The 14,166-nt window shown below is 57.7% G+C and carries 13 protein-coding genes; 5 read left to right on the plus strand and 8 right to left on the minus strand.

Translation table 11 applies throughout. From position 1 onward, the window contains the following. Nucleotides 1–12: 12 nt before the first annotated feature. Nucleotides 13–2,349, minus strand: coding sequence for a glucose/quinate/shikimate family membrane-bound PQQ-dependent dehydrogenase (locus AC13QY_RS04785; protein ID WP_113351170.1), 2,337 nt, complete (start codon nucleotides 2,347–2,349; stop codon nucleotides 13–15). 354 nt (nucleotides 2,350–2,703) lie between these two features. On the opposite strand from AC13QY_RS04785, the gene AC13QY_RS04790 reads away from it, so the two are divergent. Further along, nucleotides 2,704–2,892: a hypothetical protein gene (locus tag AC13QY_RS04790; RefSeq protein ID WP_113332651.1), complete on the plus strand. Its 189-nt coding sequence runs from the start codon at nucleotides 2,704–2,706 to the stop codon at nucleotides 2,890–2,892. Nucleotides 2,893–2,913: 21 nt separating this feature from the next. Here the strand turns inward: AC13QY_RS04790 and AC13QY_RS04795 are convergent, their stop codons facing one another. The 3 genes from AC13QY_RS04795 to AC13QY_RS04805 form a co-directional block, all read right to left on the minus strand. Then, complete coding sequence (locus tag AC13QY_RS04795) at nucleotides 2,914–3,642, minus strand: esterase family protein (RefSeq protein ID WP_113351171.1); 729 nt, start codon at nucleotides 3,640–3,642, stop codon at nucleotides 2,914–2,916. After that, complete coding sequence (locus AC13QY_RS04800) at nucleotides 3,639–4,598, minus strand: acetylxylan esterase (protein WP_113351172.1); 960 nt, start codon at nucleotides 4,596–4,598, stop codon at nucleotides 3,639–3,641. Before AC13QY_RS04800 ends, AC13QY_RS04795 begins: the two co-directional genes overlap by 4 nt. 82 nt (nucleotides 4,599–4,680) lie before the next feature. After that, complete coding sequence (locus AC13QY_RS04805; protein ID WP_113351173.1) at nucleotides 4,681–5,238, minus strand: GNAT family N-acetyltransferase; 558 nt, start codon at nucleotides 5,236–5,238, stop codon at nucleotides 4,681–4,683. Nucleotides 5,239–5,521: 283 nt separating this feature from the next. Here AC13QY_RS04805 and AC13QY_RS04810 point away from each other — a divergent pair, with 283 nt between their 5' ends. The 3 genes from AC13QY_RS04810 to AC13QY_RS04820 all read left to right on the plus strand — a co-directional run bounded on the left by AC13QY_RS04810 (nucleotide 5,522) and on the right by AC13QY_RS04820 (nucleotide 8,182). Beyond that, nucleotides 5,522–5,743, plus strand: coding sequence for a hypothetical protein (locus tag AC13QY_RS04810; protein WP_113332647.1), 222 nt, complete (start codon nucleotides 5,522–5,524; stop codon nucleotides 5,741–5,743). 30 nt (nucleotides 5,744–5,773) lie between these two features. Continuing rightward, a complete protein-coding gene (locus AC13QY_RS04815) occupies nucleotides 5,774–6,079 on the plus strand; it encodes a hypothetical protein (protein ID WP_113351174.1) in 306 nt (101 codons plus the stop codon). Between the two features lie 312 nt (nucleotides 6,080–6,391). Then, nucleotides 6,392–8,182 carry a GGDEF domain-containing protein gene (locus AC13QY_RS04820; protein WP_152096576.1) on the plus strand — a complete coding sequence of 597 codons (1,791 nt, stop codon included), beginning with the start codon at nucleotides 6,392–6,394 and terminating at the stop codon, nucleotides 8,180–8,182. A 52-nt stretch (nucleotides 8,183–8,234) separates the two neighbouring features. Here the strand turns inward: AC13QY_RS04820 and AC13QY_RS04825 are convergent, their stop codons facing one another. From AC13QY_RS04825 to AC13QY_RS04840, 4 genes are read right to left on the minus strand one after another with little or no spacing between them, the layout of a single operon-like run. Next, complete coding sequence (locus AC13QY_RS04825) at nucleotides 8,235–9,197, minus strand: Csu type fimbrial protein (RefSeq protein WP_113351176.1); 963 nt, start codon at nucleotides 9,195–9,197, stop codon at nucleotides 8,235–8,237. Between the two features lie 15 nt (nucleotides 9,198–9,212). Continuing rightward, on the minus strand, nucleotides 9,213–11,576 hold the full coding sequence (locus AC13QY_RS04830) for a fimbria/pilus outer membrane usher protein (protein ID WP_113351205.1): 2,364 nt from the start codon (nucleotides 11,574–11,576) through the stop codon (nucleotides 9,213–9,215). 22 nt (nucleotides 11,577–11,598) lie between these two features. Beyond that, the gene (locus AC13QY_RS04835) at nucleotides 11,599–12,318 is read right to left on the minus strand and encodes a fimbrial biogenesis chaperone (RefSeq protein WP_113351177.1); all 720 of its coding nucleotides are present in this window, start codon (nucleotides 12,316–12,318) and stop codon (nucleotides 11,599–11,601) included. Between the two features lie 25 nt (nucleotides 12,319–12,343). Further along, entirely contained in the window at nucleotides 12,344–12,841 is a 498-nt protein-coding gene (locus AC13QY_RS04840) for a Csu type fimbrial protein (RefSeq protein ID WP_113351178.1), read from the minus strand. A gap of 705 nt (nucleotides 12,842–13,546) precedes the next feature. On the opposite strand from AC13QY_RS04840, the gene AC13QY_RS04845 reads away from it, so the two are divergent. Further along, nucleotides 13,547–14,164, plus strand: a complete 618-nt coding sequence (locus AC13QY_RS04845; RefSeq protein ID WP_113332641.1) for a hypothetical protein — start codon at nucleotides 13,547–13,549, stop codon at nucleotides 14,162–14,164. The last annotated feature ends 2 nt before the right edge of the window (nucleotides 14,165–14,166 follow it).

Below are 14,166 nucleotides of genomic sequence, written 5' to 3' on the forward strand. Positions count from 1 at the left end.
TCCATCATCGACTCATGGCAGCGTATAGCCGATCACATAGTCGCCTGGTTTTGTTCCCACAGAACCGTGACCACCGGCCACCATGACGACATATTGCTTGTCGTCGCTGGCGGTATAGGTCATCGGCGTTGCCTGGCCACCCGCCGGTAGACGCGCCTGCCAGAGTTGTCTCCCGGTCGTCACGTCATATGCCCTGAGATAATCATCCACGGCTGCCCCCAGGAATGCTACTCCGCCCTTGGTGACGATCGGCCCGCCAATGCCGGGAACGCCGACCTTGAAGGGAAGGGGCAGCGGCGTCATATCGTGAACGGTGCCGTTCTTATGCTTGTAGGCGATCTTGCCGGTCTTCAGATCGACACCGGCGACATAGCCCCAAGGCGGTGCTTGACAGGGGATGCCGAGCGGGCTGACGAACGGCCCCATATAGACGCCATAGGGTGAACCTTCGTTTCGGTTCAGCCCCTGTTCGCTACCCTTGTCGCCGGCTCCCTTCGGCGGGATCTCGGCGCGCGGCACGAGTCTCGAGGTGAAGGCGAGATAAGTCGGCATGCCGAACATGATCTGCCGTTCGGGATCGACGGCGACGCTGCCCCAGTTGAAGGTGCCGAAATTGCCGGGGAAGATGATGGAGCCGCGCAGCGACGGGGGCGTGTAGCGGCCTTCATATTGATGCTGATGGAAGGCGATACGGCAGGCGAGCTGATCGAACAGCGAAACGCCCCACATGTCCTTTTCCTGTAAGGGCGGCGGCGAGAAGGTCAGATCGGAGATCGGCTGTGTCGGTGAGGCGTGATCTTCCGGAATGGTGCCGGCGGGAGCCGGAATTTCCTTGAAGGGAATGATCGGCGCGCCGGTACGGCGGTCGAGCACGTAGATATCGCCCTGCTTGGTCGAGGCAACCAGCGCAGGAACCGTGCTGCCGTCGGCCTTGGTCAGATCGACGAGCACGGGCTGGGCCGGCACGTCCATGTCCCAGAGATCGTGATGGACGAATTGCTGCACCCATTTGAGCTGGCCGGTATTGATATCGAGCGCCACAACCGAGGAGGAGAAGCGTTCGACATTGGCGCTGCGGCCCATGCCAAGCTGGTCGGGCGTCTGGTTGCCAAGCGGAACATAAACCATGCCGAGCTTTTCGTCGGCGCTTGAAACCGACCAGCTATTCGGTGAGTTGGTCGTATACGTCTGCCCGGCAGGCAGCGGCGCCGTCTGATCGGGATTGCCCGAATCCCAGTTCCAGAGCAGTGCGCCCGTCCGGGCATCGAAGGCGCGGATGACGCCGGATTGCTCCTGGGTGGAATAGTTATCGTTTACCGCGCCGCCAATAATGATCTTGTCGGCGACGATCACGGGCGGCGAGGTCGAATAATAATAGCCCGCCGGATTGTATTTCATGCCGGTTTCAAGATGCAGGGTGCCCTGATTGGCAAAACTCGGACAAACCTTGCCGTTGGCGGCATCGAGCGCGATCAGCCTGGCATCCGAGGTCGGCAGATAGACGCGATCGGCACACGGCGCTCCCGCGGCAACTGCCGTGTCATGGTAATAGGAGACGCCGCGGCAGGTCTGATGCTGTCGGTTGGGGTTCATGCCGGCATTGGCATCGTAGCGCCATTTTTCCTTGCCGTCCGTCGCACCGATGGCGATCGCCAGGCTATGGGGTGTGCAGATGTAAAGCGTGTCGCCGATCTTCAGCGGCGTGACCTGATAGGTCGTCTCGCCAATGTCGTCGGGACGCTTCACATCGCCGGTCTGATAGCGCCAGACTTCTTTGAGGTTCGCGACATTCTGCGCATTGATCTGATCGAGGGGCGAGTAACGCTGGCCGAAGGAGGTTCTGCCATACTGATGCCATTCACCATCCGGCACATCGCCGCCCATCGGGGCATTCGCAGCCATTGTCGTTGGCAGATTACCGGAGAGATCATGTGGATCTGTCGTCATCGAATAGACGGCTACTAGGATGGCGATGATCAAGGGGATCGCGAGCGGCCAGGGATTGGCCCCGTAGTGAACGCCGTCCAGGCTGCGAAAGCCCAGCGGGCGCCGGACCCATGGTATCAATAGCCACAGACCGATCAGAATGATCAACCCGCCGCGCGGGCCGAGTTGCCACCAGTCGAAACCGACCTCCCATATCGCCCATCCAAGCGCTGCCAGCACGAAGATCGCGTAGAACCAGAGCGCGGCGGCTTTCCGCGTATAAAGCAGGATGGCGGTTACCAGGAAGGCAAGACCGGCCAAAAGATAAAAAAGGCTTCCACCGAGCAGTGCAAGCCACAGCCCACCGCCGCCGAGCGCCAGACCGATAAGTGCGAGGATGATCGATGTGATTACGAGGGCCATGATCTGCTCCAATCTAACCGTCGATGAGACAGTGATTACTCGAAGGCTTGCAAACTCGCGCGAAGTCCCTCCGGACCTCGACGGCTGGCTATAACGAAATCGGTGTCTGTAGTTTCGCCGGCAACGAGAGGAGCCACGCCCAGGGCGATTTGGATCGGTTCATCAATCCCCCTAATCAAATCAGAGACTGAACGTCACGATTGCGAGAATGTTCCAATCCACTCACCCGTTCAAGCTTTAGGATCTGTGGACTGATTTGATTAACGAACGTAGTTAATTTTTTAACAATTGTTGAGATACTAATGGAACAGATATTGGAATCAAGGGTTTCCGTGCAGAGCCGGAGGACTATAAATGAATATGAAGATCGTGACTGCCCAATCGGAAGTAGCAACCGAGGACACCGGCACTTATCCGGATGGCATGATGGAACGTATTCTTGTCGAGTTTTCCGCAAGCTCCGAACGGCAGCATCGCAAATCTCACGAGCGTGATTACGGCACGCACAAGGTGCTACGGCCGATCCCGGTCGGGCTTGCTTGAGCGACCGGAAACGCGCTTTCGCTAGATGTAGAGCGGCGCCATTCGCCGCCATGCGCCTGCCTGATGGGCGCGCCCATCCCATACATGCAGCCGATGATCGATCCGCTTGTCGGCTAGCAAGTGGCTCAGATACCGATTGTTGTCGAGGAAGGGATCGGCATCTCCGATCGCCATCACGATGTCGATCTGGCGCAGGCTCTCCAACCGCCATTCGCAGGCAAGTCTCGGCAGAAAATGCGTCGGGGTGTGAAAATAGATATCGTCGTCGTAATAACCGTCGAATAGATCCGTGAAGGATTCGACATTCGTCGTCAGGTCGTAACGGCCGGAAAAGACGACCAGCTTGCGGAAGAGGTGAGGGTGGCGAAAAACCAGACTCGCGGCTTGGAAAGCGCCGAGGCTGCAGCCGTGAACAATGGTGCACTCGTGCCCGTTCTTCTGCGCCATCAGCGGCAGGACTTCGTTGAGAATATATTCCTCGAAAGCGTTATGTCTGCGAATGCGCTCGGCCGGATGGCGATGGAAACCGTAGAAGGTTTCGGTTGCCAGTCCCTCGATGCAGTAGAGCTGAAGCTGTCCGGCATTCAGCTTGTCCGCGAGGCTGGCGACGATGCCGACCTGCTCATATTCCCAGAAGCGACCGTCGCGGGTGGGAAATACCAATACCTTGGCGCCGGCATGGCCGAACACCAGCAACTCCATGTCGCGATGCAGCCGAGGACTGTACCAGCATAGGTATTCGCGGTTCATAGCACCTTGAAGAATTGCCCGACCTTGTCTCGCAGAATTGCGTTCTGCTGCTCGCCGCCAGTATAATCGAAGTGACCGGCATCCAGAATGAAGATTTCGTTAAATTTCTGCAGCGCATTTGCGACAGAGAACTGGCAGGGTGGCGCGACGGCGGGATCGAAAAGCGCGGGTGCGACAAGCATCGGCACAGTGATACGCTGAGCGGCGATCGCAGCATCGAAGAACCGCAGTGTCTCAAGAACGGTGCCGTGCTTTTGCTGATAGGCCTGAACCGATTGGGCGCTGCCGACTGTTGGCAGTGTCAGCCATAGCTGCCGGTGGCCAAAAGTCGGGACGATGAGATGGCCGCGCCTGATCCGCGCATCGAAAGGAATTGCCAGGGCACCGATGCCGCCACCGAAACTGATGCCGCTATAGCCGATATGGCCGGCAAGCCAGGGATAGAGGGTCTCCAATGTCGAGACGGCGAGCCAAATGTCTTCCACGCAGCCGCCGATGACATAGGTATCGCGGCTTTCGATGCCGCAAAGGACATGGCCCGACGCATCCGAGGGGATTTTCGGGCTGGCGCTGAGGGAGAGCCCGCGGCAGCAGGGAAAAAGGATCGCCGTTTCTTCTACCGGCCAATCGAATTCCGGTTGGTCTCTTCCGCCATATCCGTGTCCGACAACGAGGCCGCGCCGCACCTGTCCGCTGCGGGGAATGAGCAGCCAGCCATTGATCTGAAATAACCCTGTCGACGCGTAGCTGATATCAAAGACGTGCCAATTGTCGTGGCGCAGCTTGCTGTGGCGAAGCTTGGGTTGCGGATCGACGGCGAGAGCCGCCCTGTAGCGCTGCTGCCAGAAATCGTCGAAGCCCGCCGGGGCTTCCGGCGTCTCTATCGCCTGCAACTGTGCAAGCTGCATGCCATAGGTCGGATCAAAATCGAAGGGGTGGGATGTCGGTATGCTCATGGCAAATATTTCGCGTGAGAGGACGGGGAACGCAAGAATAGGGATGGCCGATCCGCAGGCTTTCGGAGCGGCTTACTCCTGTTCATTCATGGATTTTCTGCTTGGGACGGTCGATGCGATAGAGCACGTGCGGTCGCAGAATATGGCCTGGCGGCACGGTGATGTCATCGAAATCACCGCCCTCGACATAGATCATGCCAATTTTCTCCATCACGCGGCGGGAAGGAATGTTGATCGCCGAGGTATAGCCGATCACACAATCAGCCTGCAGTTCCTGCCAGGCGAAATCCAGGCAACGCCGGCTGATTTCCGCCGCGTAACCCTGCCGCCAGTATGCACGCCCCAGAATCCAACCGATCTCCAATGGAAAATCGCCCGGAACTTCCGGACCAGGGCGTGAAAGACCCGCGCCGCCAATCAGTGCGCCATCGGCTTTCCGCTCGACGGCCATGAAGCCGAAACCTTCGTTGGCCAACTGCGCGTTGGCTTCATCGATCAGTTCATCTGTCTCGGCAGCCGTGAGCAGGCTCGGATAGTAATATTGCCGAACCTGCGCATCCGCGTTTACGGCTGCAAAAGGAGCGCGGTCGCTATCCTGCCAAGGCCTGAGAACGAGCCGGGAGGTTTCCAGAGTAAGCATCGTTCTCCCAGGGACGAACGGATTGATCTCGATGGCGCGATCGCGCCCAATCTTTGACAGGGCGGCAGGCTGCGCCGCATCTCCATCGATGAATTCATCATGAAAGTCTATATCTGCCTACCGATATTAGCCTCTGTGCTTTCTGCCGCACAGCTGGAAAGATGACGCAAATAGACTTGGTTTGTTGCGAACTGCTGTCGCTTCCTTGCCTTCGTTGAGGTATAGTGTAAGCATGATCAGGGTCCTAACGATACTTGCGGGAATTTCGATTGCAGGTTCCGCAATGGCGGGTCAAATCACTCAAAGCACCTACAATGTTCAGGATTGCTCGAGTGCGGTGGATCAGGTTCTGTCGACGACCAAGGGACGCCTCCTATCCGTCAAGCCACGTGAGAATCGTTGTATCGTGACTGTGATCGTTCAGCATGGCGAGCAACGACCGGAAAAGGTCGTGGTTCGTGTCGACTACGGCAATAATGACAACAGCCAGGAAAATGGCCAATAACCGAAAGCGGTGAAAGGGACCGCGTGAGAAATGGGCGAAGTCATCCAGTTTCGGCCCGCAGCGAGATACGGCAAGCACCTTGATGCGCAGGCTCGCATGGAAAGGGAGCTGCAGCTTCCCCTTGCAATGGCGAATCAAACCACCCGAAAGGCCGGCCGCGCGAATCCGCCGGATACGTCGACGGCTCCCAACTCAAAAATTGGGCTTCCCATTAGCGGCATCGTCATCGTAGTCGGCTCTATCCTGGTCTATGCGCTGGTGATATCCCATGTCGTCGGCCAGCCACATTATTCGGCTCGGGCCAACCTGATGCCTTCGATTTTTCTGCAAAACTAGACTTGCCCGGCAAGAACCGCTTGATGAAGCAGGTCCGCTATCAAGCAGTTGCGATACGCGCCGCGAACGCATTTTCGGCACTATTCTTTCCTATCGCATGCGCGGAGCACGACGCCGGCAACCAGCCGCAATATAATTGCGGCTCAAGATCGACAAAACTGTCATCCCGCGCGCGGAAGACTGTCATATCAGGCCGACTGTTCGGATATGCGGACTTAAAGAACATGAGAAAGATTTAAGCCTGTTCGTTAAGTGAAGATTCCATCAAATCTGATGTAATCCGCAATAGACGGTGATTTTGGAGAGCATTTATTGTCGCGGCTTAAAATTCAACAGCTACAATGGATCGGCGCAATAGCTGTTATCATGGTTTGCCTGATGATGGCCGGCTCGACGATTGCCTTCAGCCTGTCGGATTACCTCAACTACAAACGCGGCGTGATCGAATTCGGTCGTTTTCATACTGCACTGCATGCGGCCGCGACGATATCGAGAGAGCGCGGTCCTGCAAACAGTCTCATGGGCGCTTCGGAGCGTGAACAAGCGCAATTTGCCGCCGATCTGAAAGCAAGCCGCGAAGCAACCGATAGGGATATCGCCAAGCTTGAAGCGCTCTTTAAAACGGAAATAGACCAGTCCGCTGAAATGCGCAGCGCATTCATGGCGCTTAAGGCTCAGCTGGAGAGCGGCCGCCAGGCGGTCGATGCAGTGGCCGCCTTGCCACGCGGCGAGCGCAGCGGCGTAAAGATCGCAGACGCCATACAGGCGATGTTCCGTGCAGCGGATCGCGCCCAGGATTACCGGGATGTCGCCGGCCGATCGGTCATCGCACTGGCGCCTGAGACAGGCGCCGAAGTCATGCTGACCTCGATGGCCGGAACGCTCAGAGAGCGTGCCGGAAGGCTGGGCTCCTATGTCGTCATAATGCTGGCCTCGCAGGGGCAAGCCCGTTCCCACTATAGAGCTGCGTTCGACAACGAGTTAAACCGGCTTTTTGAAGTGAATGCGCTGCTGAAAACCTATGCGCCCGTTACATTGCAATCGCAGGCTTTGGCAAGGCTGTTGGATCAGGTGACGGTCAGTTACTTTGCCGGAGCGCTGCCTTACGCTCAGCGCGTCGCCTTTGATCCGAATGCGAGCGATGCGCTCACACCCGGAGAGTTCACAGCGAAATACGTGCCTGGAATGAAATCGACCGAGAACCTGCGTGAACTCATCGAAACCGCGGCATTGAATTCTCTTGGAGAAGTACGGCAGAAATCCCTGAGAGCCATGCTGATCTCCGCGCTGCTTGCCGTCATGGCGGTATCGGTTGTGATTGGGTTGGCCTACGTGCTCAGGCGTTCGCTCTTTCGGCCGATGCTGGCCGTCATGCGACAGATCGACGAGATTGCCGTCGGCAACCTTACGACGCCACCACCGATACCTCACGCCGGACGTGAAATGCGGGAGCTGTTCCTGCGTCTTGACCTTTTGCGTGAGCAGCAACGCTTCAAGCGGCACCTGGAAATGGAGCGCAAATCGATGACGGAGGAGTTGAGGCGTCTCTCCCAGACGGATGCACTCACTGGCCTTCTCAATCGGCGCGCATTGGAGGATGCGGTGGAGGAATTGCTCGCGACCCCGACAGCGGGCTCCCGAGGCTTTGCAATCATCATGTTCGATATCGACCATTTCAAATCGATCAATGATCGGTACGGTCACGCCGTCGGCGACATGGTGCTGCAAAGAACGGCGCAGATTCTAGGCCCGTGCCTGCGCGCCGCCGATCTATTCGCCCGCTACGGCGGTGAGGAATTCATCGTCGTAATGGGTGACGTCACCGAGGCCTCGGCGCGTTCAACGGCCGAGCGATTGCGGGAAACATTAGCGCAAGCCGTCGTCAGCGATGAGCATGGCTTGAAGGTGACTGCGAGCTTCGGCGTCGATTGGCAGGCGCAATGCATGTTCGAAAATTGGGAAAAGCTGGTCGTCGTTGCGGACAACCGGCTCTATCAAGCCAAGCGCAACGGGCGCAATTTGGTCTGCTCATCCGAGAAGACGACTGGACAGACGGCAATCTCCGCCTCGAGACGCGGCCAGAGCGGCGCAAGCGCGGCCTGACACGCTTCGCTATGACCGAGATCATCCGAACCTGCTCGTTGGAAGCTCGTGGTCAGTAGGTAAGCGTCACCACGACCGTATCGGTGTAAGTGCCTGAGGATGGCGTGGTCTGCGGTGGCACTCGGCCGTAGACCGTCAGCAGTTGAGCACTGCCGGTTCCCGTTCCGGCGACGGTGCTGCCCGGCGTATTGGCATCGCCCCAGGGCTGCGACCGGTTGGTATCCTTGTAGAGGCCGTAGGTCACCGTCTCCGATCCTTTCGCCATTTTTCTCGCCGTCGGCGGAGCATTCGCGCCACCACCGCCCAAGGAGATCGTATAGGTTGTGCCCGGCGTACAGGTTGCCGTGACGGAACCCGTGGCATCGACATTCGTGCTCAATACGCCCTGTGTCCCGAAATCGATGTTCTGGACAGTGACGAGGCAATTGGCGGCGACGGTTGCATTGACGCTGAACGACGCGGTTCCAATCGTTCCAGAGGGAGCTGAACAGGTAGTCGCACTACTGTAGCTGTAATAGAAGGAGGTGTAGGTCGATGTGAAGCTGGACGTAAACGACCCCGGTACTGCCGTCGACGGAGAGCCGAGCGCAGCTCCATAGACCGTCATGCTGCCGGTTGCGCCGATCAACGAGCCATTCAGCAGGGCCATTGTCAGCGCATAGACTGGTGCGCGTGATGGATAGGACCAGCTACTCGATCCCCACACCACGCTTCGGCCGTTGTCGGAATAGAGCTGATAGTTCAAAGAACTGCTGCCGTTCAACATCTGGCGCGCCGCGGCCGACGATGCTCCTCCACTGCCGGCGCCGATGTCGGGGCAAATCAGAAGCCGCTTGCCCAGGTCCAGGAGCCCGCCGGAACAAGATACACTTATCGTAGATGTCGAATTGACCGGGGTGCCCGATAAGGTATCGACCGCGCCAAAGTTCATATTGGTAGCCGAGAAGTTGCAGCTTTGTGCAGCGCATAGCGAAGGAAACAGCAGTGTGAGCAAAAAAGTGAGCGAACGCAGCATCTTTTCAACTCCCTTTTAAAGGCACCTGACGTCATCGATGACGACCTGTTCGCCTCGCTGCGGCTTGTAGGCGAATTCGGCATGGCACTTCGTTCCGTCTTCAAGTGATATGTCGATCGCGTTCCTTGCGTGCAGTCCGCGAATGTAGGCCTGTCCGTCATAGCCGATGACGAAATCCTCGCTTGATCCTTGTAAGGTGCCGCCGAGCCCGGCACGCAGCGGCACCCCGTTCTTGTCCTTGATCGTAATCAGAGCGGCTTGCGGTGCTTCGGATACACCGAACTTGACGACAACGCCGCTGCGATCCGCCGGCACGACGATTTTCTTCGTTGCCGGCACGTCGGCGTCGACGGGTAGGTTCTTGGGATCGATGGATAGGGTATTCGGTTCATAGGAATTGAGATTGGGCACCAGGATGCGGCCGCTCGAATTGGTCTTGCCGGCAGGCCGGTTCTGCTGCTGAACTTCAACATCGGGAGCGCCGACGTCGACGACGGCAAAGGCATCGTCAATCCTATTGGTGGCAAAGACGCCACCGCCTGCAACAGCGATGGCACCATCGACGCGAGCCGTGGCGTTGGTCCGATGATCCTGCTGTTGAAGACCTGCCTCGACCTGCGCGAAGGGAGCCCGATAGCCGATTGCCGCCTCGCGATACGTGTCTTCGCCTTCGGAGGTGCGTAGGCGCCAGCCGAAGCTGTTGTCCTCCTGCTGCATCGACTTGGAAACGTCGGCCACGACGCCGAGGCCGTTAGGCCCGCCTTGTACGCCCGTATTGGCCGTGACGTTGCCGCCGAAGGGGATGGAGAGGCCGGCAAAGAATCCGAAATTGCTTCGGTCGTCGAGATCGGTGAAGGCGCTCGCATAGACTGTCGCACGCTTGAAGGTCTGACTGTAGGAAAGACCGGCGATCTTGCTCCTGCTGCCATCGGCGCTTTCGAGGTTGGTGTAGGAGAGGTTGAGGCTGGAAAGATCGAGTGGCGTTGGCACGCTCAGCGTGACCTGATCGATGGCTCGCGGTACACCAGCGCTGAGAATGCTAACATCTCCGGCAGTGCTGGTTGTCGGCCGCGCGGAGACCGAGGCTATGTCGTCATAATCGCCAAAGGTCCGCTGCACGCGGGCATAAAGAGCCCATCTGTCGTAACTGAGCTCGAATGCGGCATTCATCAGCGCGCCGGAACGCGACCCGCTTTTGCTTGCCGCGCCCGCTATTGACGCTACACCGAACGAGCTCACCGGAAAGGCGGCTCCCGCACCGCCATTCAGAAGATCGGCACCGCCCTCGAAGTGGCCTTCCAGTGTCAACCAATCGGTCAGGCCGTACCTTGCGGTGGCGGCGCCCATGATACGGCCGTCATAATCATTGGAATCCGTTCCGAAATTTAGACGCGGAGTGCCGAGCTCGGCGGAAAAATCCAACAGGCCTCGGCGCAGAAGCCAGTTGGAGGAATAGAAGGGCAAGGTCTGCGTCGTTTCCCGCCCGAGGCTGTCACGCAAAACGACGGTCGCTTGCCCGCCTCCGGAAAAGACCGGCAGGTTGGTCACCTCGAATGGTCCGGCAGGGACATCGCTCGAATAGGTGCGAACGTTCTGCGTATAGATATCGAGTGTCGAAGGGACGGCGGCCGTCCCGGTAAAGGAAGGCAGCGGTTCGGTCACCAGGTCGGAGCGCAGCGCAAAATTGCGCTGAAACTGAATGCCGCCAAAATAAACTGGCCGTGTCCATGACAGGCCACCGGTCGTCAGGTCGCCAGCACGATAGGTAACGAGATTCTTTGGATCGGAGTAGCTCCAGGTCGTGTTGAGGCGAGTTATACCGTCGAGGCTGCCTTCTGAATATCCGGCGAGGAAGGACTGGCTTAGCGTGCCGTACGGGCTGAAGAGCCGGACATCGAAGGATCCGGATATTCCCTGGAACAGATTTGAACTGCCTTGGAAGAGACCGTTGGAACTTGCGTAGAGGGAATAGTTCAAGACGGCGCCGTAGCCGGCCTGGGGTGCCGGGATCGCGTTTTCCTGCTGCTGTCTGACATTGATGACGCGGGGTGCGCGCCCCTTATCCGTCGTCTGGACATAAAGGCGCTGCGTTTCATCGTCGACCTGATAGGACAAGCCGGGCAAGGTGTTGAGCTCGACCAGCTTGTCGTCGGCCGCGCCGGCTGGCGGCTTAATGCCGACTTCGCGCAGCTCTTCCGCGGTTGCCGCGAGGGAACCGTTCGGACGCTGTTTGAAATTGCCAATCATCTTCATCGATGCATTGTTGATGAATACTTCGAGGTAGACGTCCAGTGTGGCCGCCGGTTGGCCCGCCATGGCTGCGTTTGCCGGCAGATCCGGCACTTCCTGAGCACGCAGCGCCGAAACTGAGAAAAGCATGCATATGAGAACGGTGCCGGCACTACCGTTGATTAACGGCGACTTCAGCATCGAACGGCCCAAGATCGCTCTGGCCATGGAGTGTTACGACGCTGCCGGTGAGGGATTTTGCTGTTCCCATCGGCCATTGCATCGTCGCGCCAGCAAGTACGTATCCAACCAGCCCGTTGCGGCTGCCGATCTTCGTTGTGCCCTGCGCCAGGGTTACGTTCGACAGACGGAAGCGGCTACCGCCATTGTTCCTGCCGGTCAGAGAAAGGTTGTTGCCCTGTCGTTTGAGGCTCCAGACGATATCGGCGGGTTTTACGTCCGGCCGTTTGAAGAAGGCTGGAATGGACTGGCGCATGATGAGGGTGACCGTGCCGGCGCGCGCGCGGGCAGGGTCTGGCAGCTCATCGACGATAACACGATAAGTCTCTTCGGCCCTGACAGGCGCCTTGCTCGTACGAACCACTCTGACTACATACTGAACATTGGGATTCAGTCTCGCCGCGGGCGGGCTGGCAACGACATCCCGGGTCGGCTCCAGGGTTTCTATGCCGCCCGCCTGGCTCCACTTGAAGACACGTATCTGGACGTTGATCGGATGATCTCCGTCATTGGCGAGGTTCAAGACCGTGGCAGCGGCCGGCGCCGTGAGCTCAAGACTTGTGGGAGCCACTCGCAGAGATGCCGCGTTCAAGCCGTAAGCACCGAGCAGCAAAAGCATAGTCGCGGCAATGCATGGCAACATGCGTTGCATGACGGCCTCCTGAATCTGTGAGTTTTCAGTAGGTGACGGTAACCGCCACGGTATCGGTGTAGACGCCCGCGGCTGGGGTGGTCTGCGGGGGTACCCGGCCATAGACATTTATATTCTGGACTGCGCCATTGCCTGTGCCTGAGACGGTATCGGTGCCTATTGTGGTGCCCCAAGTCTGCGTTCGGTTGGCATCGCTGTAGATCGCATAATTGATCGTCGCACTTGCCGGGCCTGTCATGACACGGACAGCTGTTGTCGCTCCCGCACCAGCGCCGGCACTCAGGCCGACATTGTAGGTCTGCCCGGATGTGCATTGCACACCGATGGTGGTTGCCTGATCGATATTGCTGGTGATGACACCGATGGTGCCAAAGTTGAGATTATTGGCGCTCTGTACGAGGCACTGCGCCTGGATGGTGATGGTGACCGTCATATTGGCGGTTGCAGTGGCAGCCATCGCCGGCGATGCTGCCATGGTCATTGCGATACCAGTCAGGACGGCACCGCAGAGCATTCTCAGCATTCACATTCCCCCTCGCATATGCTTCAGAAAATATCAGAATATAATAAAATAAGCACATATATGCTTCGCTGGCAATCAGGCGGGAATGCGCTTGGACGGACGCGACAGCATCGAAAGAATACCCCTAAAGTATAGTTTGATTTTACTCAGCGAATACCCATAGATAATTAATAGTTTTAAAAAACATGGTTAATAATATTCGATGCAATCCACCTGCAGCCAGGATAAGTGCGGCGAGAATATGAGATTCAATTTAACCGAATCAGCGACTTTGAGGAGCCATCCGCCCTGAATGATTCGCCATTTCGATCACATAGCTGCAGCAGAAACATCAATTCTTGCCGTATGTTCGCAGCCGTTTGACTTATACTCGCCATCCGCGAACTCCGACCGACCATCGAGCCCGGGCCTATTTTTCATCACAGGTCTTCCGATGGTCTTATGAAGCGGAATGTTAGCCTGATCTCCAGCGTGTCGAAGAAATCATGCCGGCATTGATGCATACGAGCCGCAGCAAAAGTCACCGGATTTACGGCAGGCTGAATGGCGGCCCTTGAATGCGGCTCATCCATACCGTCCGGATACGCAAAGTGCGTTCGTCAACATTTCTTTGCAAAAGGTCTGCAATTGGCCATGTTTCGGTAAAAGCCGCGCCACAGTTCACATGAAGATGGCTATCCGGGATTTTGTCAAAAGGAGCGGTCGATGGATACGCAGCCTATGAGATGGTGGAATGGTCAAAGCGAGACAACCCGAAGGCTGGGTTCCGGGCTTGCTGTTTGCGGCACCGTTGTCGGTGCTCTTTATGTCATTGTTCAAACCGGCCCCGTCGACCGCACCATACAGTTCATCGACGACAGCGGCCGCATCGTTATCAATCGCCCAGCACCCGCACCGCAGCTTGCCGTGAACCATTTACAGTTAGCGATTGATGCGAGCCCGGCAAAGCCGCAGATGGCAGTGCCAATTCCGCAACCTTCGCCGCTTGCTGCCATGACCAAGACCAATTTGCCGGTAAAGCGCATTGCGTCGCATTCCGATGCTGCAAAGACCAGGATCGCGTCATCCGGTGACGTGGAACATTTCGACCGCTGCCTGCCGCAATGCGAAACACAGGATCCGCTGATAACAGGTCACCCGGAATATGCTGAGGCAACTCCACCGCTTGCAAACGACGATCCGCCTCCCGTGCTGGAGGAAAGGGTCGGATTTCATCCGCTTGCCGGCGCGCGCAACCTTTTGAACAGAGCGGTGGATGCCCCTGGCATGATGTTGCGCCGCAGCCGGCAGATGATCGACAATGTGGCCCGCGTAGATTGGTAATT

Source organism: Martinezella sp. CNPSo 3795, assembly GCF_057784475.1.